At 44.5% G+C, this 26,849-nt stretch carries 25 protein-coding genes; 20 read left to right on the top strand and 5 right to left on the bottom strand.

The annotated features are described in order from the left end of the window. Positions 1–10: 10 nt before the first annotated feature. The 9 genes from rbsA (at position 11) to OH459_RS20320 (ending at position 8,491) form a co-directional block, all read left to right on the top strand. Positions 11–1,516, top strand: a complete 1,506-nt coding sequence (rbsA, locus tag OH459_RS20280) for a ribose ABC transporter ATP-binding protein RbsA (protein ID WP_005452250.1) — start codon at positions 11–13, stop codon at positions 1,514–1,516. Continuing rightward, complete coding sequence (gene rbsC / locus OH459_RS20285) at positions 1,513–2,496, top strand: ribose ABC transporter permease (protein WP_269988377.1); 984 nt, start codon at positions 1,513–1,515, stop codon at positions 2,494–2,496. Before rbsA ends, rbsC begins: the two co-directional genes overlap by 4 nt. 92 nt (positions 2,497–2,588) lie before the next feature. After that, a complete protein-coding gene (gene rbsB / locus OH459_RS20290) occupies positions 2,589–3,467 on the top strand; it encodes a ribose ABC transporter substrate-binding protein RbsB (protein ID WP_005452246.1) in 879 nt (292 codons plus the stop codon). Positions 3,468–3,670: 203 nt separating this feature from the next. Next, complete coding sequence (rbsK, locus tag OH459_RS20295; protein WP_005452244.1) at positions 3,671–4,588, top strand: ribokinase; 918 nt, start codon at positions 3,671–3,673, stop codon at positions 4,586–4,588. A 15-nt stretch (positions 4,589–4,603) separates the two neighbouring features. Then, positions 4,604–5,611 (top strand): substrate-binding domain-containing protein, encoded by a 1,008-nt coding sequence (locus OH459_RS20300; protein WP_005452243.1) that lies wholly within the window; start codon positions 4,604–4,606, stop codon positions 5,609–5,611. 226 nt (positions 5,612–5,837) lie between these two features. Then, a complete protein-coding gene (locus OH459_RS20305; RefSeq protein ID WP_005452242.1) occupies positions 5,838–6,056 on the top strand; it encodes a hypothetical protein in 219 nt (72 codons plus the stop codon). 158 nt (positions 6,057–6,214) lie between these two features. Further along, positions 6,215–6,952, top strand: coding sequence for a nicotinamide riboside transporter PnuC (pnuC, locus tag OH459_RS20310; RefSeq protein ID WP_005452241.1), 738 nt, complete (start codon positions 6,215–6,217; stop codon positions 6,950–6,952). Positions 6,953–6,956: 4 nt separating this feature from the next. Then, on the top strand, positions 6,957–7,688 hold the full coding sequence (locus tag OH459_RS20315) for a nucleoside phosphorylase (RefSeq protein ID WP_053053869.1): 732 nt from the start codon (positions 6,957–6,959) through the stop codon (positions 7,686–7,688). 122 nt (positions 7,689–7,810) lie between these two features. Then, a complete protein-coding gene (locus OH459_RS20320; RefSeq protein WP_005452238.1) occupies positions 7,811–8,491 on the top strand; it encodes a Crp/Fnr family transcriptional regulator in 681 nt (226 codons plus the stop codon). Positions 8,492–8,575: 84 nt separating this feature from the next. Here OH459_RS20320 and OH459_RS20325 read toward each other — a convergent pair whose 3' ends face one another. Beyond that, positions 8,576–8,731 (bottom strand): DUF3012 domain-containing protein, encoded by a 156-nt coding sequence (locus OH459_RS20325; protein ID WP_005452237.1) that lies wholly within the window; start codon positions 8,729–8,731, stop codon positions 8,576–8,578. Positions 8,732–9,033: 302 nt separating this feature from the next. On the opposite strand from OH459_RS20325, the gene OH459_RS20330 reads away from it, so the two are divergent. Genes OH459_RS20330 through vctC form a run of 4 tightly spaced genes read left to right on the top strand, consistent with a single transcriptional unit; the run spans position 9,034 to position 12,601 of the window. Further along, the gene (locus OH459_RS20330; RefSeq protein WP_009703143.1) at positions 9,034–9,942 is read left to right on the top strand and encodes a siderophore ABC transporter substrate-binding protein; all 909 of its coding nucleotides are present in this window, start codon (positions 9,034–9,036) and stop codon (positions 9,940–9,942) included. 22 nt (positions 9,943–9,964) lie between these two features. After that, entirely contained in the window at positions 9,965–10,900 is a 936-nt protein-coding gene (vctD, locus tag OH459_RS20335; RefSeq protein WP_269988383.1) for an iron chelate uptake ABC transporter permease subunit VctD, read from the top strand. Beyond that, entirely contained in the window at positions 10,893–11,843 is a 951-nt protein-coding gene (gene vctG, locus OH459_RS20340; RefSeq protein ID WP_269988384.1) for an iron chelate uptake ABC transporter permease subunit VctG, read from the top strand. Before vctD ends, vctG begins: the two co-directional genes overlap by 8 nt. Positions 11,844–11,845: 2 nt before the next feature. Further along, a complete protein-coding gene (gene vctC / locus OH459_RS20345; protein ID WP_047516118.1) occupies positions 11,846–12,601 on the top strand; it encodes an iron chelate ABC transporter ATP-binding protein VctC in 756 nt (251 codons plus the stop codon). A gap of 87 nt (positions 12,602–12,688) precedes the next feature. Here vctC and cueR read toward each other — a convergent pair whose 3' ends face one another. Beyond that, a complete protein-coding gene (gene cueR / locus OH459_RS20350; RefSeq protein WP_005437780.1) occupies positions 12,689–13,075 on the bottom strand; it encodes a Cu(I)-responsive transcriptional regulator in 387 nt (128 codons plus the stop codon). 360 nt (positions 13,076–13,435) lie between these two features. Then, positions 13,436–14,407, bottom strand: coding sequence for a helix-turn-helix domain-containing protein (locus OH459_RS20355; RefSeq protein ID WP_049537694.1), 972 nt, complete (start codon positions 14,405–14,407; stop codon positions 13,436–13,438). A 116-nt stretch (positions 14,408–14,523) separates the two neighbouring features. Between OH459_RS20355 and OH459_RS20360 the strand changes: the two genes are divergently transcribed. Then, positions 14,524–16,530 (top strand): TonB-dependent siderophore receptor, encoded by a 2,007-nt coding sequence (locus OH459_RS20360; protein WP_045487382.1) that lies wholly within the window; start codon positions 14,524–14,526, stop codon positions 16,528–16,530. 374 nt (positions 16,531–16,904) lie between these two features. Next, complete coding sequence (locus OH459_RS20365; protein WP_017818692.1) at positions 16,905–17,186, top strand: DUF2218 domain-containing protein; 282 nt, start codon at positions 16,905–16,907, stop codon at positions 17,184–17,186. Positions 17,187–17,546: 360 nt separating this feature from the next. On the opposite strand, the gene OH459_RS20370 is transcribed toward OH459_RS20365, so the two are convergent. Beyond that, positions 17,547–17,795, bottom strand: coding sequence for a hypothetical protein (locus tag OH459_RS20370; RefSeq protein ID WP_005452227.1), 249 nt, complete (start codon positions 17,793–17,795; stop codon positions 17,547–17,549). 306 nt (positions 17,796–18,101) lie between these two features. Between OH459_RS20370 and pcp the strand changes: the two genes are divergently transcribed. The 5 genes from pcp (at position 18,102) to OH459_RS20395 (ending at position 23,462) form a co-directional block, all read left to right on the top strand. Next, on the top strand, positions 18,102–18,740 hold the full coding sequence (pcp, locus tag OH459_RS20375; RefSeq protein WP_038899545.1) for a pyroglutamyl-peptidase I: 639 nt from the start codon (positions 18,102–18,104) through the stop codon (positions 18,738–18,740). A gap of 166 nt (positions 18,741–18,906) precedes the next feature. Further along, the gene (locus OH459_RS20380; protein ID WP_005452225.1) at positions 18,907–19,170 is read left to right on the top strand and encodes a hypothetical protein; all 264 of its coding nucleotides are present in this window, start codon (positions 18,907–18,909) and stop codon (positions 19,168–19,170) included. Positions 19,171–19,233: 63 nt separating this feature from the next. After that, positions 19,234–20,220: a CobW family GTP-binding protein gene (locus tag OH459_RS20385; protein ID WP_009696015.1), complete on the top strand. Its 987-nt coding sequence runs from the start codon at positions 19,234–19,236 to the stop codon at positions 20,218–20,220. A 164-nt stretch (positions 20,221–20,384) separates the two neighbouring features. Continuing rightward, positions 20,385–22,004, top strand: coding sequence for a sensor domain-containing diguanylate cyclase (locus OH459_RS20390; RefSeq protein ID WP_009696016.1), 1,620 nt, complete (start codon positions 20,385–20,387; stop codon positions 22,002–22,004). Positions 22,005–22,169: 165 nt separating this feature from the next. Further along, complete coding sequence (locus tag OH459_RS20395) at positions 22,170–23,462, top strand: DEAD/DEAH box helicase (RefSeq protein ID WP_269988391.1); 1,293 nt, start codon at positions 22,170–22,172, stop codon at positions 23,460–23,462. A gap of 105 nt (positions 23,463–23,567) precedes the next feature. Here OH459_RS20395 and OH459_RS20400 read toward each other — a convergent pair whose 3' ends face one another. Further along, complete coding sequence (locus OH459_RS20400; protein ID WP_269988392.1) at positions 23,568–26,684, bottom strand: polymer-forming cytoskeletal protein; 3,117 nt, start codon at positions 26,682–26,684, stop codon at positions 23,568–23,570. Between the last annotated feature and the right edge of the window lie 165 nt (positions 26,685–26,849).

A 26,849-nucleotide genomic window follows, 5' to 3' on the forward strand; every position in this document is an offset into this window, starting at 1 on the left:
AGGACAAATTATGACTCAAGCCATTCTACAACTAAGCGACATTGAGAAAGCCTTCCCGGGTGTTAAAGCGTTGGATAAAGCCAGCCTTAATGTATACCCGGGTCGAGTGATGGCGCTGATGGGCGAGAACGGGGCAGGTAAGTCGACCTTGATGAAAGTGCTTACGGGCATCTACCACATGGATGCAGGAAGCATCAAATATCAAGGTCAGCCAGCGGCGTTTAAAGGTCCGCGTGATTCTCAAGAAGCGGGCATCAGTATCATTCACCAAGAATTGAACTTGATCCCTGAGCTGACGATTGCTGAAAACATCTATTTAGGTCGTGAATTTACCGGCACGATGGGACGTATTCAGTGGAGCAGAATGTACGAAGAAGCAGACAAGTTGCTTCAACGCCTTAACGTAAAGCACTCTTCAAAAACATTGCTTGGTGATTTAAGTCTTGGTGAGCAGCAAATGGTGGAGATTGCCAAAGCGCTGTCTTTCGAATCCAAAGTCATCATCATGGATGAACCAACGGATGCGTTGACCGACAAAGAGACGGAATCGCTGTTTAAAGTGATTAACGAACTTCGCGACCAAGGTTGCGGCATCGTTTACATCTCACACCGTCTGAAAGAAATCTTCGAAATCTGTGATGACATTACTGTGTTACGTGACGGCAAGTTCATTGGCGAATGCCAAGTTAAAGACACCAACGAAGATGGACTCATCGAAATGATGGTTGGTCGTAAGTTGGAAGAGCAATACCCGCGTATCGATGTGACGCATGGTGATGTTTGTCTTGAAGTGATTGGTTTGACGGGCTCGGGTGTTCATGACATTAGCTTCACGCTTCAACGTGGTGAAATCCTTGGTGTTTCAGGCTTGATGGGCGCGGGGCGTACAGAGTTGATGAAGGTGATTTACGGCGCGCTACCAAGTGAGCGTGGCGTCATCAACTTAGACAATAAGACCATTAACCCGGTTAGCCCACAAGATGGCTTGGCGAATGGTATTGCTTACATCTCTGAAGACCGTAAAGGCGATGGCTTGGTGCTTGGCTTATCCGTGAAGGAGAACATGTCTCTGTGTGCATTGGATAAACTTACCAAAGGCTTCCAAATCCAACATGGCGAAGAAGTCGTGGCGGTAGAAGACTTCATCAAACTGTTCAACATCAAAACGCCAACCCGAGACCAAATCATTGGCAACCTATCTGGTGGTAACCAGCAGAAAGTGGCAATCGCAAAAGGGCTGATGACCAAACCCAAAGTTCTGATTCTGGATGAGCCAACTCGCGGCGTCGACGTGGGTGCGAAGAAAGAAATCTACCAGCTAATCAACAAATTTAAAGCCGATGGCATGAGCATCATCTTGGTTTCTTCTGAGATGCCTGAAGTGCTAGGCATGAGTGACCGCATCATGGTGATGCACGAAGGTCGAATCACGGGCGAATTTGATGCGAAAGATGCCGACCAAGAAACACTACTCGCTTGTGCCGTAGGCAAGAAGATCAATGAGGAAGCAGCATGAGTACTAATACCATGAGCAAACCAAACGAAACGGGCAGCAAGAAGCTGTTCACTAAAGAGTGGCTGATTGAACAAAAGTCACTGATTGCACTGTTATTTTTGATTGTTGTCGTGTCATTTTTGAACCCGAATTTTTTTACGGTAGACAATATTCTTAATATCCTTCGTCAAACCTCAGTTAACGCAATCATCGCGGTAGGTATGACGTTGGTTATCTTGACTGCAGGCATCGACCTAAGTGTTGGTTCTGTACTTGCGTTATGTGGTGCGTTTGCGGCGAGCATGATTGCACTAGAAGTGCCAGTGCTTATTGCGGTTCCGACGGCATTGTTTGCTGGTGCGGTACTGGGTGCGATCAGCGGTATCATCATTGCGAAAGGTAAGGTTCAAGCCTTTATCGCAACACTGGTTACCATGACGTTATTGCGCGGTGTCACCATGGTTTACACAGACGGTCGTCCTATCTCTACGGGCTTTACTGATACCGCAGACGCATTTGCATGGTTCGGTACAGGCTACGCACTTGGTATCCCAGTTCCTGTTTGGTTGATGGTGATTGTCTTTGCTGCGGCTTGGTACCTATTGAACCATACTCGCTTCGGTCGCTACGTGTACGCACTTGGTGGCAACGAATCAGCAACACGCCTTTCTGGTATCAACGTTGACCGTGTGAAAATCGGTGTATACGCCATCTGCGGTATGTTGGCAGCGCTTGCTGGCATCATCGTGACGTCTCGTCTGTCTTCGGCGCAGCCAACAGCGGGTATGGGTTACGAGCTAGATGCTATCGCAGCAGTGGTTCTTGGCGGCACCAGCTTGATGGGCGGTAAAGGTCGCATCATGGGAACCTTGATTGGTGCTCTGATCATCGGCTTCCTAAACAACGCGCTTAACCTACTCGATGTTTCTTCTTACTACCAAATGATTGCGAAAGCAGTGGTTATCTTGCTAGCAGTACTGGTAGACAACAAAAACAAGTAATTGATATTTAAAATAAAGAGCTCCACTAAATCCTGAATACAAATCGAGCCAGAGGACGTGTGCTGGCTCACCCTACACAAAGGACTAGAACGATGAAAAAACTCGCAACTCTTATCTCTGCTGCACTTCTTTCTTCAACTGTATCGGTAGCGGCGCACGCTCAAGATACCATGGCGATTGTAGTTTCTACACTGAATAACCCGTTCTTCGTAACGATGAAAGACGGTGCAGAAGCGAAAGCGAAAGAACTGGGATATGACTTGATTGTACTGGACTCGCAAAATGACCCGAGTAAAGAACTGTCAAACATCGAAGACCTAACGATTCGTGGCGTAAAAGCTATTCTGATTAACCCAACAGATTCAGACGCTGTGTCAAACGCGATTCGTATGGCGAACCGTTCTAAGATCCCTGTGTTGACACTAGACCGTGGTGCAAGCCGTGGTGACGTAGTGAGCCACATCGCTTCTGACAACGTAGTTGGTGGCGAAATGGCTGGTCACTACATCATGGAAAAAGTAGGTGAGAAAGCGAAAGTTATCCAGCTAGAAGGTATTGCCGGTACGTCTGCGGCGCGTGAGCGTGGTGAAGGCTTCATGACAGCAGTGAAGGGCAGCAACATGGAGCTACTAGCAAGCCAACCTGCTGATTTTGACCGTACTAAAGGTCTGAACGTAATGGAAAACTTGCTTGCAGCGAACCCTGACGTTCAAGCAGTATTTGCTCAGAACGATGAGATGGCACTGGGTGCGCTTCGCGCAGTTCAAGCGTCTGGTAAAGATGTACTCATCGTTGGCTTCGACGGCACTGACGACGGCATTGCAGCAGTTAACCGTGGCAAGCTAGCAGCAACTATCGCGCAGCAGCCAGATCTTATTGGTGCTTTGGGTGTAGAAACGGCCGACAAAGTATTGAAAGGTGAGAAGGTTGAGGAGTACATTCCTGTTCCGCTTAAAGTCGTGACTAAGTAAGTTTAACTCCCAACTCAGTGATTCTTCTTTGTTGAAGATAATGGAATGACCCAATGAATGTGTTGGGTCATTCCAAACAACAAAATGGTACGTTAGAAAACTGAATCTATTTGAATCGTAATACGCTTACGTTTTTTCAAAGAGCGTAAACCTATTACTCCTGTTCAAATATAAAGGGTTCATTCAGAACCGAGGATAACCGTATGAATAAGTTAGTGGTGTTAGGTAGTGTAAACGCTGACCATGTTCTTCAAGTGCCTTCTTTCCCTCGTCCAGGCGAGACGCTGCATGGTCGCAACTATCAAGTTATCCCAGGTGGCAAGGGTGCCAACCAAGCTGTTGCGGCAGCTCGATTAAACGCAGATATCGGTTTTATTGCGTGTGTGGGTGATGATTCATTCGGCATCAACATTCGTGAGAACTTCAAAATGGATGGCATCGATATTGCTGGCGTGAAAATGCAGCCGAACTGCCCAACGGGCATTGCCATGATTCAAGTGGCGGACAGCGGCGAGAACAGCATTTGTATCTCCGCAGAAGCCAACGCCAAGCTGACTGCAGAGGCGATTGAGCCAGATCTAGAGCGCATTCGTCAGGCTGATTACTTGTTGATGCAACTAGAAACGCCAATGTGCGGCATCGAGAAAGCTGCGCGAATCGCGAAAGATGCCAAAACCAACGTCATTCTGAACCCAGCGCCAGCGCGTGAATTGTCTGATGAGTTACTGTCTTGCATTGATGTCATCACACCAAATGAAACGGAAGCGGAAGTACTAACAGGTGTGACGGTAACGGACGATGACAGCGCACAAGAAGCGGCAAACATCCTGCATTCGAAAGGCATTGAAATCGTCATGATCACGCTCGGTGCGAAAGGGGTGTGGTTGAGTCAAAACGGTCGCGGTGAAATCATTCCTGGTTTCCGCGTAGAAGCAACAGATACCACAGCGGCGGGCGATACGTTTAATGGGGCATTAGTCACTGGTTTATTGGAAGACTTACCTTTAGAATCAGCGATTAAGTTTGCCCACGCAGCAGCAGCGATCTCAGTAACTCGCTTTGGCGCGCAAACCTCCATTCCAACCCGAAAAGAGGTTGAGGAGTTTCTGGTTAAAAACTAATTAAGGAGTAATAACATGGCAACGATGAAAGACATCGCAAAACTGGCAGGGGTTTCCACCTCAACTGTGAGCCATGTTATTAACAAAACTCGCTTTGTCAGCGAAGAGATCTCGGAACGAGTCAACAACGCTGCCAAAGAGCTCAATTACTACGCGCCTTCAGCTTTGGCGCGTAGCCTCAAAGTCAATCGCACCAAAACCATTGGTATGCTGGTGACTACCTCAACCAACCCATTTTTCGGTGAAGTCGTAAAAGGTGTTGAGCGCAGTTGCTACCATAAAGGCTATAGCCTGATCCTGTGTAACACTGAAGGCGATAACGAACGCATGCGTGATTCCATCAATACGTTGCTACAAAAGCGAGTTGATGGTCTGATTCTAATGTGTTCATCGTTAGAAGGGGAGCGCATTGATGTATTTGAACGTTACCCTGATATTCCAGTTGTAGTGATGGATTGGGGACCAATGCTGTTCACAAGCGATAAGATCCAAGATAACTCACTTCGTGGTGGTTACTTGGCAGCCAAATACCTTATTGATTGTGGTCACAAAGAGATTGGTTGTATCACTGGACCATTAATTAAGCATCAAGCGCAAATGCGTTACGAAGGCTACAAACGCGCGATGATCGAAGCAGAGCTTGAGTTCAACGCCAACTGGATTGTTGAATCGGACTTTGAATGCGAAGGTGGTTATCAAGCCTTCAAAAAAATGGCGGAACGTGGTCCGTTACCAAGTTCTATTTTTGTTTCCAACGACATGATGGCCATGGGCGCAATTAACGCGGCAAATGAGTTGGGTATTCAAGTACCTGAGCAGCTTTCTATCATTGGTTATGACGATATCCACATCGCTAAGTTTATGTCGCCATCCCTCACCACTATTCATCAGCCTAAGTACCGTCTTGGACAAGCTGCTGTAGAGACATTGTTGCGTAAATTGGATGATAAGTCTGACGAAGCTCAGGTTGTGCAATTAGAGCCGACACTGATTGAACGTAAAAGTGTGAAGCGTCTCTCTTAGCTCAAAATTTATTCATTCTCAATAAGTTATAGACCTATACTTTTATTGAAGGTGCTTTTTATAAGGATTTAGGAAGCAACCCCACGCCTTTTGAACAATAAGCCCAACAAAATGTGATTTTTTGCGCGTAAAGTAAAAGATTTCGTGTAGAAATATTCCAAAAAGCTTATTATTAAAAGGGTCTATAAATAGATTTATAAATTATTGTAGCAAATGGAAAATTTTTATGTTCGTCAAGAGATACGCACTGCATTCAGTTAAGAGACCGTGGTTTCACCGTATCAATATTCTCTTAGTCTTATTCGTGTTTTCTTTGAGTGTTTATGAGTTGCTTGCCAATGAAGAATTCATTTACTTATTGGGTATCGCATTTACGTTCATAGCTACAGCACTATTTGCTGCGGCATCATCTTTCAAGAAGCGTTACTTGGGACATGAATCCTAAATAGTGGCGAAGGAATAAGTGTGCTTCAGGCACTTTAAAGCAAGTATTGATCTGATTTATGATCGGGTACATCGAAGGGAGGACAAATGTCCTCCTTTTTGTTTGCTGCGAGGCAATAAGATGAGCACATCCCAAGCACAATAATAAAGGACATCTTCATGGACCTATTTGCCCTGTTAGACATCAATAACACCCTTGTTAATATTCCTATTGGTGGTGGCTATGCGATGAGTTGGATCGAAGCTTTTGGTACGGTTTTCGGTCTGCTTTGTATTTGGTTTGCGAGCCAAGAAAAAACCATTAACTACTTGTTCGGTTTGCTGAACGTAACACTTTTCGCCGTTATCTTTTTCCAGATTCAGCTTTACGGATTGCTTCTGCTTCAATTGTTCTTCTTCTGCGCCAACATTTATGGTTGGTATGCGTGGACAAGACCAAATGCACAAGGTGAGACACTAGAGGTGCGCTGGTTAAGCAAGCAGAAGCTCATCGCGACAGGTTCAGTAAGCATTGTTGCGATTGCGCTGTTAACCATCTATATCGACCCATTCTTTTTCGCGTTGGCTAACATTGCCGTTGATACGTTAAATGTGTTCGGTGCAGGTTTGTCTGAACCTGTGTTGGAGCCAGATGCTTTCCCATTCTGGGATGCAACTATGACCGTTCTGTCTATCGTGGCGCAAATCTTAATGACACGTAAGTACGTTGAGAACTGGATTCTTTGGGTCGTAATCAACATCATCAGCGTTGGTATTTACGCAACACAAGGCGTGTATGCAATGTCGGTTCAATACGCGATTCTAATGTTCATCGCAGCAAACGGCACAAGAGAATGGGCACGTAGTGCGAAACGCAATGGTGATAAGACCCTAACTCAAGCGACAGCGCAAGGTTAAGCCAATGATGAAACAACCTCATATTGGCGTAGACAACACCCAGATAGCATCGCGAGTGATCGTCTGTGGTGAGCCAGATCGAGCAAACCGTATTGCCGCGTTGTTTGATAACGCAGAGTTGGTCTCTGAAAACCGTGAATATAGAGTGTTCACTGGCACATACCAAGGTAAGCAAATCTCAGTATGCAGTACAGGCATAGGCGCCCCTTCGATGATCATTGCGGTGGAAGAGCTAAAACAGTGTGGTGTGACAGACGTGATTCGTGTGGGATCGGCTGGTGCGATGCAATCAGGCATTCAACTCGGTGAGTTGATAGTGGCTGAAGGCGCAGTAAGAGACGAAGGTGGTTCGAAAGCATACGTTCGCTCTTCGTATCCGGCTTACGCAAGCTTTTCGTTACTGAAAGCGCTGGATAGCTATTTAGCCGAAAAAGAGGCGCACTATCATTTAGGTGTGGTTCGCTCCCATGACAGCTTCTACACCGACGACGAAGAAGCGATTTGTGAATACTGGAACAAGAAAGGTATTCTCGGCGCGGATATGGAAACCTCGGCTCTGTTTACCGTCGGTCGCCTGCGTGGTCTAAACGTTGCTTCTATCTTGAACAATGTGGTTTTGTATCAGCAGGATGTGAAAGAAGGTGTAGGACAGTACGTAGACGAAGCGCAAGTGATGATGGAAGGAGAGCGTTTAGCGTCTTACGCTGCTCTTGAAGCCTTAATTGCGCAGAGTTAACTGGATCACAGCTTAGTTAATTTTTAAAGCGGCACTTTGGTGTCGCTTTTTTATTGGCTGTCATCAAACGATTCTAGCGAGTACAATCTATTTGAGATTGTTGTCATTAAAGAGAAACTCACGTGAAAATCAGCCCTTACTCAACCGGACGTTTCAAAAGCTTTCTAGAACAGAAAAGTGCCGAGTTTCGTGACTTAATCTATCAATGCCAAATCGGCAGTCGATACTTTGACTCTGGTGAAGAGATCCTTCGCCAAGGTGAGCAGCTTCAATATCTGTATGTTGTGCCAGTCGGTCGAGTTTCAATGAGTATTATTGCTGTCAACGGTCGTCGTTTTCAATTAGGTGAAGCCAATTGCGATTATCATATCTATGGTGAAATGGAGTACTTCACGCAAACGCCTTGTCAGTGGAACGTCGTCGCCGATGAACATATGCAAGTGGATATTATCTGCATCCAAAAACTGACTGAGGCATTGCATCAGCAACCTGACATGATGTTTTTCTTTGCTTCTGCTTTGGCGGAGGATTATCAAGATTCAATGGACATCTATACCAATCGCTTGTTGCACCCAATTACTTACAACATTGCTTATGATTTGCTAGTACAAAAGCAGACCAACACCTTGTTGGGTGGGTTTGACAAAGTAAACCAAGAAGCCGAAAGATTTGGCACGTCAGGACGCGTTTATCGTCGAGCGGTAAAAGATCTGATGGACAAAGGTTTGATCAGAAAAGGCGAGCAGGGGCTTGAGATTGTTGATGAAGCGGCACTAAAAACATTTCTTGATGCTTACGAATAACCCACAACGTTAGAATTCCGAAATACAATGTTGTGGGTCATCATGAGCACTTTTTACTAAGAGCGATAAGCGCTTATTTCTGAATTAGAAAACACAGTGCTTAGCAAAATCAGAAGCTTCGTTAGCAGTCCAATCGCCTTTTGGTTTCTCTTTCATATCGTTACACCACGCTTCACTGCCAACTTCCGTACATGCCATTAGCTGTGCTGCTACAAATAAAACCAATGCTAACTTCTTCATTATCTAGTCCTTTTTAGTGAGTCATTTAAAAGAAGTATAAACATTCATTAAAGTGATAAATATTAATTTGATAACTTTGCGCTTACCGTCTCAAATTCGATATTGGTGAGGTGTAATTCGTTGATTTAGACCCACTAAACCTTTAAATCGCCGCCGCGTCTACAAACCAAGTCATTCTCGCTGAACCTAGCATCTCGAGGTTACTTGGGTATAAAGTTATTAAAGAATCGGTTGAATGCCTGATTGAGTAACGATATATTGCGAATGCGCATGATAATGGATCTCATTTAAGGCTTAGAATAATGGAAAAACTCGTCAGTGCGGCTCTTGTTTCGCTGCTAACAATCTCACCTGCTTTTGCTGCAACCGTCAAAATCGATCACTACATGGGAACGACAGAAGTCGAACAATCGCCAAAACGTGTGGTTGTGATTGGCTTTGGTCCACTCGATACACTCGACAGTTTTGGTATTGACCCTGTAGCGGTATCGAACGCCTCCCATCTTCCAAAGTACTTATCTAAGTACAGTAAAGCTCATTACAAATCGGCAGGTAGTCTGTTCGAACCAGACTTCGAAACCATCTACATGCAAAAACCAGATTTGATTTTGGTTGGTCCTCGCGGTTCGTCAAAATACGATGAGTTAAGTGAAATTGCCCCAACGGTAGTATTTGCTTCAGGCGAGAATGAAGATTACTGGCAAGGGACCAAAGCACAATGGCGAAATATTGGCAAAATCTTCAATATCGAGGATAAGGTCGAGCAAAAAATTACGAAGTTAGACGCTCAATTCAAAGCAATTCATGACTATAACCAAGCTCATAATAATGATGCGCTTACGATTCTAAGTATTGGTGACAACATCAGCGCATTTGGTGCGAAATCTCGTTTTGGGGCGATTTACACAGATTTTGGTTTTACAGAAACAGTGAAGAACCTCAAAACAGGCACGCACGGTGACGTAATCTCTTATGAGTTTATTCGCGAAGCTAATCCGAAAAATATTCTAGTTATTGATAGAAATTCACTTCACGCAAAGTCTGATCATGACCTCGCTAAAGCGCTGGATAACGATTTGGTTAAAGCGACTTCGGCTTACAAGAACAAGAAAATTACTTTTCTAGATGTTGACGCATGGTATTTAGCAATGTCCGGCGTTACCGCAACGGAAAAGATGGTGAGTGAAATTAAACACACGATCGATCTGTAAGCGAAGCTAGCTGAGGTTAACTTTGAAAAAGTTATTGCTTGTTCTTGTTGTTCTAAGCGTTGCATCGTTGTTTGTTGGGGTGGCAAATATGACACCCCAACAGTTGTTTTCGGGCAATGCAAAAGCACTAGAACTTTTCTTTACTAGCCGGGTTCCGCGTTTATTTGCCATCCTTCTTGCGGGAGCAGGGCTAAGCATCGCTGGATTAGTGATGCAGCAAATTAGCCAAAACCGATTCGCCGCGCCTTCAACAACAGGTACGATTGAGTGTGCCATGCTTGGTTACGTAATGAGTGTGGTGTTTTTTGGTAATGGCGAACAGCTTTGGCTTGTCTTTGCTGTCTCTATCCTGGGTACCTTGATGTTCGTCCAGTTCATTCAACGTATTCAATTCAAAAGCGTCGTGTTTGTGCCACTCGTGGGCATCATCTTTGGTAACGTTGTTGACGCTGTTACTACTTTCATTGCCTACAAATACGATGCACTACAAAGCCTGTCAGCATGGAGCGTGGCAAACTTTGCAAACATTTTGCGTGGTGATTTTGAGCTGCTTTATATTGCTGTTCCCGTTGCTCTTTTAAGTTACCTATTTGCGGCACGCATTTCTGCGGTTGGCATTGGTAGAGACTTTGCAGTAAACCTTGGGCTGAACTATCAGCAAGTGGTGACGTTAGGCGTACTTTTGGTGTCGGTAATGTCAGCCAGTGTGGTGATGATCGTAGGTCAACTGCCATTTCTTGGGCTTATCGTGCCAAACTTAGTCAGTTACTTCTACGGTGATAATCTCAAACGCAATATCCCGCTTACCGCTATATACGGGGCAATACTTGTTTTAGCTTGTGACTTGGTTAGCCGATTGATCATCTTCCCTCATGAAATGCCGATTTCAATCGTGATCAGCATCTTGGGCGGAGTGGTGTTTATCGCGATGTTGTTGCGAGGTAAGCAAAGTGCGTGATTCCAAGAAACTGTTCTTATTGGCAGCCGTCGCGCTGCTTTTTGCTTTTTTGTTTATTGGTATTGGCTTAACAGCAGATAACTACCAGTACTTTTTGTCGCGACGTGTGCCTAAAGTGTTAGCTATGGTATTGGCGGGTATTGCGATTGCTCAATCTTCGTTGGTGTTCCAAACCATTACCCACAACCGGATTCTTACTCCAAGCATCATGGGGTTTGATGCGTTGTATGTGTTAACGCAAGTGCTGATTGTTTTGTTGTTTGGTGGTTTAAGCGCTCTCGTTCTGAATGTCTACATCAACTTCTCGATTGCTGTGCTGGTCATGGTGGGATTTTCGCTATTGCTGTTTGGGTTTTATTTTTCAAAAGGCGGGCGCAATCTCATCACTTTGCTATTGGTTGGGCTGATCTTTGGGCAGTTGTTTAACAACATTGCGGTGTTCTTTTCCCTTCTTATGGACCCAAATACTTTTGCGTTTGTGCAATCTAAACTGTACGCGAGTTTCAATAATGTGAAGGTGAACTTGGTGTATCTCAGTTCACCAATATTGCTCATCGTTTGCTGGTTGTTGTATCGCATGCATCGTACTTTAGATGTTTTTTGGCTAGACCAAGACAATGCTAAGAGTCTTGGGGTTGATGTCCCTAATGTGACGCGCAACGTCTTTATTCTCTCTGCGGTTCTCATTGCCATTTCGACGGCTTTAGTCGGACCAATCATGTTCTTTGGTTTATTGGTGACAAACTTGAGCCGTGAAATGTTCCGCTCTTACCAGCATCGTACCTTGTTAATAGGTTGTTCTTTGATGGCAATTTGTGCCTTATTGTCGGGGCAATGGATTATAGAAAACGTCTTTTCATTTGAAACGACGCTGAGCGTAGTGATTAACTTTATTGGTGGTATCTACTTCTTGTATCTACTGCTGAAAAACAAAGTCGTATAAACATGATAGTTATAGATAAATTAACCAAAGCATTTGGTTCCAACAAAGTGGTTGATGGCGCGGATACCCAATTTGAGAAAGGGAAGGTGACATCGATTATTGGTCCAAACGGAGCAGGAAAGAGTACCTTGCTGTCCATGGCGTCACGATTGACCGAGCGAGATGGTGGTAGTGTCATGATCGACTGCAAAGAGATTGCAGATTGGGACACCAAAGAACTTGCGAAAAAGTTGGCGGTATTGCGTCAAGCTAACACGATTACGATGCGTTTTACCGTAAAAGAATTGGTATCGTTTGGGCGATTCCCTTATTCAAAAGGCAACTTGTCCAAAGATGACCATGCGATTATCGACCAAGCAATTGACTACTTAGATCTGAAAGAAATTCAAGATAAGTTCTTAGATGAATTGAGTGGTGGTCAACGACAGTTGGCGTTTATTGCGATGGTGATAGCCCAAGATACGGATTATGTTTTCCTCGATGAACCATTGAATAACCTTGATATCAAGCATTCGCTACAAATCATGAGAATCGTTCAACGTCTTGCGCACGATATGAATAAAGCTATGGTTGTGGTGATCCACGATATTAATTTTGCAGCTTGTTATTCCGATGAGATCCTTGCTCTGAAGAAGGGTAAAGTGGTTGCCAGTGGCAAGGTAGATGAGGTAATTCAGGCGTCCACGTTAGAAGATATCTACGAGACACCTTTTAATATCATTGAGCTTAATGGCAAGCGTATGTGTACTTACCATTAAAGCGATATTTACTAAAACAGAATTACGTTAAAACAGTACCTTACTAGAACAATAGCCCTGTAAACCGAAATAGAAATGTTGATGAGCTTACTTGGTGAGCTCATCAATGATTGGACATCGGCTCTCGGCATCGCCCGGACAAGATGAAACCCAACCTTCTAATTGCTTTTTAATTTCCAACAAGTGAGCGATTTTTTGCTCCACTTCATGAAGCTTATCCATCGTACGCGCTTTCACTTCGCTACTTTTGCGATTTGGATTATGCGCCAGTTGCACAAATTCTTTGCATTCTTGCAGTGAGAATCCCGCGTTTTTTGCCCGGGAAACAAGGTTGAGCTCTTGGATGTGTTTGTCAGAATATTCGCGATAACCTGAATCGCTACGAGCTGGTGACGAAATGATGCCTTTGTCTTCATACATACGAATCGATTTAGAAGACAACCCCGTTAGTTTCGCAACTGCACCAATATTCATGATGACCTCTGTATTTCAGATAACCTTTCTCGCGAGTATAACGCCAAGTGTTTGTCTTCCCAAATAGCTTTGAGAGCAAATTTATATGGATATATACCCAAGTGACTTCAAGATGCAGGATTCAGAGCGTTGTCATTGATTCGAGAGTAAGGAAAACAACGCAGTGTAATAGCCAGCTCTTTCCAAGTTGTTTGACGCAGCAATCGGGTCAATGACACGCTCCCAAAGGGCGAGCTGCCTTGGCTTGTATACTTTGTTGTCGATTCTTGATTTAGAATGACTAGATCTTTAAATCGCCGCCGCGTCTACAAACCAAGTCATTCTCGCTGAACCTAGCATCTCGAGGTTACTTGGGTATACTCAATGGCTGTTGACGACTTCATGTGGGGGAACACCAAATACTTTCTTGAAGGCGTTGGTAAAGTTTGATGGATGATGATAGCCCGCTTCGTATGCCGCTTCTGTGATAGTCACTAATCCCCGTTCCAAATGCTGGCGAGCGATCTCTAAGCGGCGATGGCGGATGTAACCATTAATGGTCATGTTAAAAGCTTGTTTGAAACGTCGTTGGAGGTTTGAAACGCTCATTGCAAACTCTTCTGCTAGACGCTCTAAGGTTAAATCTTCATCGAGATGTGTTTCTATGTAACTGACTACATTTTCTACGCGAGTGTCAGCGGAGCGATGCTGTTTTTCACATACCGCGCAGTAATCGTCAGGCATTTGCCCGATTGAGTGGGAAAGCACTTGGTAAATCAAGCTTTCGACCTCTATACGATCTTTCATATTTGTCGGAGATTCACGTTGAGTGAGAGAGCGTGCAAGCTCAATTAACGTCTCATTAAGCTCCAGTGTGTAAAAAGCTTGGTGAGTTTCAATGAAGCGCTTGTGTCCACAATTTCCCGCCATTCTCGATTCTAACCAAGGTGGTTTAATAAGAATGTTGATCTTATTCATTCTGTTATTTTGAATCAGTGAGCGGCGGAAGTTAGCGGGTTTTGCTAGGTTAACAACCACACCTTGTGGTGCTTTGTTAGCGTCAAAGTCGAATTGAAGATCGTCATAGCCAAAAGATAGCTTTCCCTCAAGAAGGATAGTAATCAGTAGGGCTGAATGGGCAGTAGAGACTATATTGGAATCGACTAATTCGATGCATCGTCCGCCATGGACAAAGATCTGGTCGTTGTATTGGTAGGAGAGAAATTTCCCTTCAGCAAGCTGAGTTTGGCTGCTTTGACCTTGCGTAACAATTATTTGTTTTTCCGTCTGCTCAAGCTTTTTGGTGAGAGCTACTTTGGCAATTTTAGTTCTTTTTTTGGTCTCTGCCGCCATTTGACGTTTCCTCATAACACCTATGCGATTTTGCATAAGTGATTCGTCTTTGTATTTATGAATTGAGATCCTATCATGCGTGAGAATTATTATCATTTATATTTAGGAAGACGTTTATGGAAAGCCCTGTTCGCTCACCAATTAAGCTCTCAAGCCTATGCCTAGCAGTGGGGATGGCGCTTGCCCATCCAGCTTTAGCTCAAGATCAAGACTCTCACTTCGAAGAGGTAGTTGTGTGGGGGACGAAAGTATCCAGCAACACCGAATCAATGTTTGCTGACGATATGTCGCTCAAGCAAGCCGATCACATGTCGGATTTACTTCGTGATATTCCGGGCGTTGATGTGGGTGGTACGCACTCTGTCAACCAACGCATTACGATTCGCGGTCTTGGTGAAACCGACCTTGATATCCGTTTGGACGGAGCCTCTCAGCACGCCAACATGTTCCACCATATTGGTAACCTTACGCTTAACCCGGACATTTTGAAGTCAGCGGATATCCAAGTGGGTAATAACTCGGTAACTCAAAGTGGTCTTGGTGGGGCGGTGTACTTTGAAACCAAAGATGCACGTGATCTGCTGCGTTACGATGAAAACTTTGGTGCGCGTGTTTACGGTGGTTATGCGTCTAATGATAACCAACAGGGCTCTTTAACGCTTTATGGGCTGTTGTCTGAAAGCGTGGACGCTATGGTCTACGGTCACTATGTGACGCGTGATGACTTTAAAGATGGTGATGGTAATAAAACCTTTGGCTCGGAAGGTGACGTTTACAATATCCTAGGGAAATTGGGGTACGAATTTGGTGATATCCATCGCATTGAAATCTCTTACGACATGTACCGTGACAGTGGTGATTATAACCCACGACCTGATATGTCTGGTGGCGCGAACAATGGTCTATCCAACAACTTATTGATTCCGACTGATTATGATCGTGACACGGTCACTCTTAGTTATGAATTGCGCGGCGATCAACACCAAGGTGACGTAACACTTTACAACACCGAGACTGAAATTGTTCGTGATGAATCCGTAATGGCACCGCGTTGGCCGGCAAATCGTTTGTCGAAAAACACGGCGAAAAACCAGAACTTTGGTTTGAGTGCAAAATTCCAATCACTGCTGACATTGGGTGATTTTGATCATCGTGCGACGTACGGTCTTGATTACATGGATAAGACTTCGGAGAGTTACTACGGTAGCAGTAAGTTCATGGATGAATCCGCGGTCTCTACAGCGTTATTCGTTGAAGACCAATTCTTCATTTCTGATGCTCTCTCCATCACAGCGGGTCTGCGTTTTGACGATTACCAGCGCAAAGCAGAAACAGGTAACAACGATTACGATGAAGTGACATGGGCACTGGCAGCAGAGTGGGCAATAACACAAGACTGGACGCTATTTGCAAGCTCTCGTTCACTCTTTAAAGGTCCAGAATTAATGGAAACCTTTATCGCTTACCAAGATGTGGCTTACCTACAAGATGGTTTGAAACCAGAAACGGGGCAAAACACACAAGGTGGCGTGCGCTTTGACAAAACCATGGATGCGCATTCATTTGGTGCAAATTTAACCTTCTTCCAAACTGATATTGATAACTACATTGCTGAAGAGTACCAACGTACTACGAAAACTTATCTTATTTACAATTTGGGTGATGTGGAAATCAAGGGCTTCGAAGCAAGTGCCTTCTATGGTTATGAAAGCTTCGGTAGCAAACTGTCATACTCTAAATCAGATACAGAGAACAAAGATACTGGTGGTCCTGTCGCGGGCGGCAATGGTCGCAGTATTGATATGGGTGACAGCATCTCGCTGACGTTGGATTACCAATCTGATTCGCTAGAAACCATCTTCGGTTGGAACTCAATGTTTGTTCTTGAAGAAGACAATGTGTTTGATGGTCAACCTAAGAAAGACAGCTACGATGTACATAACTTGTACGCACAATGGGTGCCTTCTGACATCGATGGTCTATCGGTAACGTTTGGTATCGATAACGTCTTTGACGAGCTATATACGTCTCATGCATCTCGTTCGGGGACGGCCCGAGGTATTACTTTGGATGATTACGAGCCAGGACGTAACTATAAGTTATCGGCGGCTTATCAATTCTAATATACCCAAGTAACCTCGAGATGCTAGGTTCAGCGAGAATGACTTGGTTTGTAGACGCGGCGGCGATTTAAAGATCTAGTCATTCTAAATCAAGAATCGGCAACAAAGTATACAAGCCAAGGCAGCTCGCCCTTTGGGAGCGTGTCATTGACCCGATTGCTGCGTCAAACAACTTGGAAAGAGCTAGCTATTACACTGCGTTGTTTTCCTTACTCTCGAATCAATGACAGCGCTCTGAATCCTGCATCTTGAAGTCACTTGGGTATAACAACCTTAGCTATTTGGCTCTCATCAGAGAGCCATTTTTTATTCTGGAGAGCTCGAAAGGTACAGCCTAGCGAGAGAGATTTGTTTATGAAGGGAAGTGTAAACCAATGATCAAAGAAACGACGAAAATCGAAAGCGAGCATGCGAGTAAATACCTCGTCACTTTATGCCGCCATTTTGCTCGCAAGGTACCTGCGACTTGGAATGACGAAAAGGGCTTAGTGACGTTTCCTGTCGGAAGCACGGAATTTAGGTTGGAAGGGGAGTGCCTCTTGGTTATCTGTGAAGCGGAATCTGAAGAATTGTTGGTAAAAGTGAAGGCTGTTGTGGCTTCTCATATCGAGATGTTCTCACGAAGAGAAACAATCGAGCTCACTTGGGTTCGCTAATTAGCCGTTATCTTTTCGTTGATGCCAGAAAAAAGCCCCGCTTAGTCCAAGGCTGTCAAGCGGACTAAACGAGGCAAACAGAGCAACTAGGAACACTGCTCTGCGATGGTGTCCGGAAACGAACATTAGAATCGCTTCCGAGATAAATTCTAGGAGTTTCTTTCGCAGTTTTGTCAGCGAAATGTCACGAGTTAAGTCGTTGGTGGCAAGCTTATTTTTTATTTTTGAACAATAGCTTAGAAACCAAACAGGGCTTGTAGGAATTACCTTAAATCTCTGACAATAGACATAAAAAAGCTCGCTGTTTGAGCGAGCTTTACTGTTTTAGAACCCTCTAAGATTAGAGGTAAAAACATTCGATTAGTGTTTGCGCTGTGGACCGTTACGAACGATGTCTTTACCGTTATCGTAAACGTGCTGAGAAACCCAACGACCTAGGATCAATTGGTGTTTGTCACCCAATACTGCCACAAATGGACGACCATCTGTGTTCGTTGTCGCAAGTGCCACACCGGTTACGCCCTCAAGACCCAGTGCGCCACTTTCAATAAGGTGTAAGAAGGCTTCAAGCTCTTCTAGTGTTTCGATAACTTGATTATCAATGTTCATCGTATTCAATCTCTTCGAATTGTAGATACTCAATGGTCGCGTACTCTACCTAAGTTACGGACAGAAACCAAGAAAGGATTTGTACTAACCAAATGGCTCAAGAGACGAGGAGCAGGGGCATGCGCGTGGTTTGAATTCAAGCAAGCAATGTGAAATCAGGGTGGATCTCAGATTTTCAATCCGAAGCGCAGCGTAATCTTTGGTGGGTGGGAAAAGCGATGTAATAATGCTTCACGTTCTAAAGCTAAGCTGTTGTAAATTCATCATCAACAATTCGTTAAGACCACTACTATGAGACCCGCCACTATGAAGAAAGTTTTGATTACTGGTTTTGAACCCTTTGGTGGGGAATCTATCAACCCTGCCTTAGAGGCCGTAAAGCGCTTAAACGGTAGAAAACTCGATGGGGGTGAAGTGGTAATGTGCCAAGTGCCTGTTACTCGATATGAATCCATTGAAGCAGTGATTGAATCAATAGAACTGCATCAGCCCGATATTGTTATCACAGTTGGTCAAGCGGCAGGACGTACTGCGATTACTCCTGAGCGCGTTGCAATTAATGTGGATGACTTTCGTATTCCGGATAATGGTGGTCATCAACCGATAGATGAACCAGTGATCCCTGATGGTCCGGATGCTTATTTTACGACGTTACCGATTAAGGCGATAACAAGAGCACTGCAACAAGAAAACATTCCATGCCAAGTCTCAAACACGGCAGGGACCTTCGTATGTAATCATCTCTTTTATGGTGTTCAACATTATTTACGCGATAAATCGGTACGTCATGGTTTTGTGCATATCCCACTTTTGCCAGAACAAGATAGCTCGGGCAACCAGCCTACGATGTCACTGGACGTCATTGTTGAAGGGTTGGCGCGATTGGCTCAGGTAGCCATAGATAATGAATCAGATATCGCCGTGACCGCAGGGCAGATTTGCTGATGAGATATCATCGAGCATCTGCCATTAGGCGCATCACTCGGTGTTCTTGTATCTGTTAAGTTGCTCAAATTTTGTGGGCTATGAAAGGAGTAGCATTGAGGTGACAGATGAAAGAGTTTAACTCATTCATTTTACTCTCTCGTTTCAATAAAAAAGGCGAACTATCATGAAAAGCAATAGAAGTAAGATCATTGCGCTTTCCTCTGCGGTTGTTTTCGCTTTGGCTATTGCGGCCCTAAAATTCGAAAACACTCTCGGACTGCTTCCTATACTCGTTGCCATTGTGGCGTTCTTTACTTGTGTCATTCATACCAGTATGCATCTATCTGGCGTAGGCAATGCAGATGCGTTTGGTTATTACGAACGATCACAGCAAACTAAAGCAAAAGCGCTTCATCAGGGCTTAAACTCCCGAGATAAAAAGCGTTGAAGCATGTCACATTCTCCGTATACTTTGGCTAAGCATTAAAGCACAAGCTTGTCGGAGAAAAGCATGTCAAATCGAGTACCTACCAACATACTGACGGGATTTCTTGGCGTCGGTAAAACCACGACTATTCTGAACTTATTGAAAAACAAACCAGAAAACGAAAACTGGGCAGTGTTAGTGAATGAGTTCGGCGAGATTGGTATCGATGGCGCGATGATGACTGACCAGGGTGCAATGATCAAAGAAGTTCCTGGTGGCTGTATGTGTTGTACGGCTGGTGTGCCGATGTCTGTTGGTATTACAGCATTGTTACGCCAAAAACCTGATCGTCTTCTTATTGAACCAACGGGCTTGGGGCATCCAAAGCAAGTCATTGCAACGCTGACTTCTGATCAGTACCTGCCGTATGTTGATTTAAAAGCAACCATCGCGCTGGTGGACCCTCGTAACCTCAGCGTTGAGAAGTACCTATCAAATAAGAACTTCGTCGATCAGCTAGATAGCGCGGATGTGGTTATTGGCAGCAAAGTTGATCTGTGTACCAGCCATGACATTGATGTTTTCAACGATTGGGTGACGGACCAATCGCCTTCAAAAGTGTTCAGCAAACTGATTCATGATGGTGATCTTCCTATTGAAGTGTTGGATATTGAACGCGTGCACGGTAGTGCTTCTTCTCATATCGAAGCTCATCATCATGATCACGCGCATCAAGAGCCACAATTTCAGTTGCCTCCTGGCGAAGCGTTCATCCGTAAAGAAAACAAAGGACAGGGCTATTACAGCTGTGGCTGGTTGTTTGGTGCCGAATACCACTTTAATTTTGATCAATTGTTCTCCATGTTATCGGATCTGACAGCAGAACGTGTTAAAGCGGTTGTTAACACAGACCAAGGTTGTTTCGCGTTTAACGTGGCAAATGGCGTGGTGTCGGTAAACCAAATGAGCCTAGAAGGTTTCGAATCTCGTCTTGAGGTGATCGACTCACAACTAATGCCATGGGACCAGCTCGAAGCGATTCTACTTAAGCTTTGTGGCATCGATAACTGAGCGTTAAGTGCTCAAAATTAAGACCTGAGTATCGACTTGGGTCTTTTTCGATAGAATCTTGTTATTGAGACGATAGAAATTTATTATCGCCGTTGCTCTATATATATGCGACGCGTATCACTATAATCGCCGGTTTTCTCGCGCTATAAGAAACCGGAGATCTCTTGAATCCTACCTTTACCCTCTCGGAACTGAAGTTCTTTTGTTTACGCTTTGTCGCGATTTTCTTTTTGTTAGTTGCCGTATTTGGCGCCATCATTCATTACGACAAATCAGCATCGGAAGAAGCGGCAAAAAGCAATATTCGTGTGCAGCAACAAGCGCTATTAAAAGGCAAGAAACAGTACATTGAGTGGGTGATGGGGTCGGTAGTGAGAGAGACGGCTCTGTTGGCGGATATCATGGCAGCGAGACGAGTTTATGAAACCCTTGAGCTTCCTTCTGAACAAGCGCAACGTGCTGAATTGTCTCGCTTGAATTCGATTCTAGAGGCTGTGAGTCAACGTAAAGAAGTGTATGACCAGCTCCGCTATCTTGATATGCAGGGTAATGAAGTTATCCGAATCAACTTTAATGGTGGTCATTCTGAAGTCGTACCTAAGAAAGAATTACAGAATAAAGCGAAACGCTACTACTTTTCAAAAGCCCTTAAACTTGGATGCCGTAAAATCTATGTATCTCCTCTGGACCTAAATATAGAACACGGACAGATCGAAGTTCCTCTCAAACCAATGATTCGCTTGGCGACGCCAGTATTTGATAAGCAGGGAAACAAGCGAGGGATCGTGGTGGTTAACTACTTAGCCAAGTACTTGATGGAAGGTATGGCGTTGTTCAATCTCGACATGGGTACTAACTACATGCTTTTGAATAAAGACGGCTATTTCCTTTTTAACAAGCAAAACCGAGACGCAGAATTTGCGTTTATGTATTCCGATAGGCAACAAGAGACCGTCTACAATGCTTACCCTGAATTAGCTGCTCAAATCAAGCAAACGCAATCCGGTCAGATTGAGACTGAACATGGCATCATGACCATAGAGTCTGTTGGCGCTGTGGACAGAATTAACCCCTATTGTTTCCAGAATTACCATGTGAGCGAAAACAGCTCAACAGCATGGAAGTTGGTGTCTTATGTTGATTTTGCGAAACGCAAAGAGATCAGTAGTGGCATTTACGAACGTCAATGGTTAATGCAAGTGGGTATGGTTTTGGCTGTCGCTCTGGCGTATTTTATCGCTCGATTCCAGCTACGTGCTTTCTCCGATAATCAACGCATTCATTACCTTGCACACCACGATAGCTTAACAGGATTAGTGAACCGCGCTGCGTTTCAAGAACAAGCGACGCTAACCCTAGCGCGTTGTTTTAAAGAGGGCAAAAAGGCGTGTTTGATCTATCTCGATTTGGATGGCTTTAAGTTCATTAATGATGAATATGGGCATGCTGCAGGGGACAAAACACTGGTTCACATTGCATCGGTAATGCGTCGCGTATTCGGTTCTAGAGCGTTGCTCGCTCGCTTAGGTGGCGATGAGTTCGCCATCCTTTTGAGCAATACCGAACATATGGAAAACCCTGAGCATTACGCGGCGTCTCTTATTCATTTAATTCAAGACCCAATCGAAGTGGTAGAAGGCAAGTTCCATCAAGTGACCAGTTCAATAGGTGGCTGCTATTCCTGCGAGCCGGAATGCACGTTTGATGACCTCATGCACCAAGCCGATATGGCGATGTATGAAGCGAAGAAATCGGGGAAAAATCGTTATTTCTTCATTCAGTAAACGAAAGTTGGGCATAAAATAAAGAGTACCGAATCGAAACTCGCGTGATTCCATGAGTTTTTACGTGAACGCATGAGAAAAGTGAGATAAATCACTCGAATTCGGGTATAGTGCACCGCTAAAATTTTTAAAGCTATTTAGTGATTTGTTTAAGGAATACGCTCAATGTCATTTTCATCTCAAGGTTTTGCGCCAGAAGTGGTAAAAGCACTGGCAGAATGCGGTTATGAGAAGTTAACGCCAATTCAACAGAAGGCGATTCCAATGGCTCGTAAAGGTCATGATATTTTTGCCACTGCACAGACGGGTACGGGCAAAACGGCCGCGTTCTCGCTACCTATGATTCAACAGTTGTTGGAATCTGGTCGTAGTGCATCTCGTAAAACGGCACGTGCGCTTATCATGGCTCCAACTCGCGAGCTAGCAGAGCAAATCGCAGATAACATCAAAGCGTACACTAAGTATACTGAGCTATCGGTTGCTGCAATCTTTGGTGGTCGCAAGATGTCTTCTCAAATTTCTGTATTAGAGCGCGGTGTTGACATTCTAGTGGCGACGCCAGGTCGTCTTGAAGAGCACATTGAACAAGGTAATGTGTCAGTGGCGAACATCGAGTTTCTTGTGTTTGATGAAGCAGACCGTATCTTGGACATGGGCTTTATCCATGCGGTACGTAAGATCATGCTGGATGTGGATACTGACCCACAAATCATGATGTTCTCAGCAACGACGTCTAGCCAGCTAAACCTATTGGCGAGAGACATTCTGCGCAAGCCAAAACGTATCGAAGTAGAGCGTGCGAACACGACTGCACAGACGGTTGCGCACGTCCTTTACCCAGTGGATCAAGAACGTAAAACAGAACTGCTTTCTGAGTTAATTGGTCGTAAAAACTGGAAGCAAGTATTGGTGTTCGTGAACTACAAAGAAACAGCGAACGATGTAGTAAAAGAGCTTAAGCTTGATGGCATTAAAGCGGTTGTTTGTCATGGTGACCGTGCGCAAAGTGCTCGTCGTCGTGCGCTAGAAGAATTCAAAACGGGCAAAGCTCGTGTAATGGTCGCAACGGATGTTGCAGCGCGTGGTTTGGATATTGAAGATCTACCACACGTTGTGAACTACGATATGCCATTCCTAGCGGAAGATTACGTTCATCGCATCGGTCGTACAGGTCGTGCTGGTAAGCAAGGTCACGCCGTTTCGTTTGTTAACCGCGAAGAAGAGCTAACGGTAGTACAGGTTGAAAACCTTATTCAACAGCGTATTCGCCGTATCGAACTTGCAGGTTACGAACCAAAACAACGTGAAACGTACATTGAGAAGCTAAACTCAAAACCAGCTTTCAAGAACCGCCAAGGTCGTCGTAACAACCCGAACCAATCGGCAACAGACCAAGGTTCAGCTGAACGTCGCCTAGCAATGGTAAAACGTTTGAAAGCACGTCGCTCTTCTAACTAACTTCAGAATATAAAAAACGCCCCTCATGACGAGGGGCGTTTTTGTTTGTGTTTATACTTACGATACCTAACCATCACCTCGGTGATCTGGGGAAATACAAACGGTTTAATTCATACCAATGAAGTTCGGTTCTCCGCGGTAGATAATGCGGTCATTCCCTCTATGAATCCCGAAGGTGACCACAGTGGGTGGGTTGTCTTCGGCTTTGCTCTTCTTATCCCAATTGTATTTAAGCCAAGGTAAGTTGTTTCCCTTGTCGCTTAAGTCTAAGTGGAATCGAACTTGCTCTCGTGCGGAATCGACTTGGCTGGCTACGATATCGTAGGTTCTGCCAGCCAGCATGGTGCCTTCACCAGATAACTTAGTGTTGTCAGGAGCAGAGTTGGACCAAATTGGCGTGCGTGAATGATGCTGTCCATTTGCCGTGGTCGCGCTGTCGTCAAAATGGGTAACAAAGCGTCCGTTGTGCCAAACTTCGACATCCAGTGGGACTTTTATGGTCATGCCTTGGTTGCCCCCGACATCTTTAAAGTTGAGTCTACCAAAGCGAATATCTGGCTGCTCTTTCAGAATATGAGTGCCGTCAATGAAGTGAATTTCGTCGACTGGCTTGATGAAAGCCAAACCTATTTTTGTCTTGGTTGTTGTATTGTCTTTTACTTTGTTGAATGGTCCGTCTGGATAGCGTCCATCGGTTTCATCTTTCTTCCAGCAAGGACTGTTCTCGCAAGTCGCATGGTTTGCTGGTTTAACAATAGTGAAAGTTCCAACGCTTGCTCCTGCCTCTAGGTTCCATACCGCGCTGTTTGCTGCTGGTGGAATAAATCGGTTCGCATAGTCACTGAGTTCCCCAAGGTAAAAACTCTCGCGCAAAGCAGGATTAAAATGCACGTAGTTTTCGATGTTTTTCTCCTTGGCGTTAAGGGCCACAACATCATAGGTAACTTGCTCAAATGGCTGGTTCATATAGATGAAGTCTTGCTTCTCAGGGTATTGCCATTCTGCATCTTTTGCCTCGAAGTATTTGGCATAGAAGCGACCGATATTTCGGTAGCCTGTGTTCACTGTCATTCCCAGATAGGTAGTATCGAGCTGCGCTTTAATTTTTAAGCTGCCGACTTCGTCCCAAACTAGCTGAGAGAAGTAATAGCGTGAGTTTTTACTCTCGGTATGGCTCAGTTTTAGGGTATTTGAACTGCGCAGTAAGGTATGAGTCTGTTCGGCAGTTGCCTTTGGTGTTTGCTGTGAACTGGTAAGGACGATGCTGGCCGCAGGAGCATCCTCCATCATAAAGTTACTCGTTACTCTGGCGTTACAGTAATTCGAGGTATTTACTTCATCCGTATGCTGCGCCTTGTTTTGCCAAACGATGGGTTTTACTGAAAGAGAAAAGTAGTCTCCCGCCGCGATGAAACCCTCTCCACTTTCTGATGTGCCTGAGGCAAGTGGGGTAGAGCCGTCACAGATAGCCAAAGTCCAAGGACGAGAACTAACGTTGAAATGCCCTGTGACTAGGACTGAGCCACTACTTGGACAGTCTTTATAATCAGCGCATTGAAAACTATCCGATAATTCGACTCTAAATTGCCCTGATTCATAGGTTTTCAACTTCGACTCTTCTGATTCACCATTCTTAAAGTCGTTTAAAAGCTTAAAATCACCGAACTTGCCACTTTTAGGTTGTGTAATTGTTGGATTAACTGTGGGTGACCCATTGTAATTGGAAGCGATAACGGGTTGATCTCCAGAGGTACACGCGAGCAATCTCATGTGTACATCTTTCTCCTTACCTGCAATGACTTTGATATCATCCAGAGACTCCCCAGACATGACTGAGTAAGCTTCAAACATGAAAGGCGTAAACATGAACTTTACGTCTTGAGTTTTGTTAGTGTCGTCGAGCAGAGAGAAGGTTAGGCTATAGCTTGCATCCAGTGCGATTGAGTCTATGTCTTTCGGGATGACCTTAATGATCAGTGTTCCTTCATCGTTTGAAATAAAGGTGTTTTCGTCAACTTCGGTTTTGCCTTCGACCATTTGCAGCGAAAACAATTTTGGATCAGATAGCGCAGCGACAACTTTTGCACTCGCAGCTTCCCCTTTGTTTGTTGTTTTTACGGTAAAAACCGGTAAATCGTCACCGCACATTAATGCCATATCATCTGTCGGTGAGACGATAAGGTCATAATCGTCATCAGTTGGTGGTGTAATATCGCAGATTGGTATCTCTTCTGGTATCGGACACAACTTTGATACTTGGTTGCTGTATGTACAATCTGCATCGTCAAAGCCGCAGTAGTTTGCAGGAACCGTATCAATCGCAACTGCAGAGTAAACAAAGCCACATATTGAGGTATCTTGCAGCGTGGCTTTTTGAAATGAGTTTATTGCTAATTTAGGTGCGTAAACGTTACTTATGGCATCGATGGTGACTTTGTTACCTTTAACGCTATTGGTTAGGTTGTTGGTACCAAAGATATCGATATTCTTAAAGTCGACTGTTGCAAATGCACTCGTATTGCCAACAATTTGGCTCCGACCGCCTTCTGAAAAGATGTGTTGACCTTCTGAGTTTAAATCTCCGCAGACTTTTGCTTGAACTAGCTTGATATTGCCGGCGCTCTTCAGGTTGCCATTGACCACGCTGTCTTTCGCCAATAGAGATGTGTCTAACATGTTCGAGCTCGAAGAATCGGCATAGACGTCACCATCTACCTGAGTTTGTTCAAGTTCTACTTTTCGAAGAGCATGAATGTCGCCAAACACAAAGTTGGATCGTCCTTTGATTAAAATACTGCCACCTGCACTTTTGACATGACCAAAAACAATCGTGTCTTTGATAGAAAGCAGACCATGCGAGGTTAAATTACCGACTATCTTGCTTGGTTCTCCAGTATTTTCGACGATGATCTCAAAGTCCCCACCTTCGGTCTTGATATTAATGGGCGTTGCTTCAGAGCCAATATTGTTTTTCCCTTTGAGCTCAACATTGCCGTAAGCAACGATCGTTGCAGTTTGAGGGGTAGGATTTGAGTTGGTGATGTGAGCACCTTCAGGGATGCTAATGGAACTAGAGCAGGTGTAGAGGTTTCCTTGCACTGTGAATCCATCACCCGCACAAATTTCGTTCAACGTGGGAATATCGGCAAGATCATAAACTTTTGCCTCAGCCATCGCGGGTAAGAGTAATGCTGTACTTAAAATGCTAATAAAGCGCATCATCAAGTGTCCTAAATTTAGTGGAACTTAATGGCACCAAGCGAGAGTGAGCAATGGACTCACAGAGAATGATTCAACGACTTGTACTATTTTTTATTTAACGCTTACTTATTGAACTGTGGTTATTTTTTATTTCGTATGTTGTTCCAAGTTCATATGATGAGTATT

This window comes from Vibrio sp. MM46 (assembly GCF_027587135.1).
GTDB classification, from domain to species: domain Bacteria; phylum Pseudomonadota; class Gammaproteobacteria; order Enterobacterales; family Vibrionaceae; genus Vibrio; species Vibrio harveyi.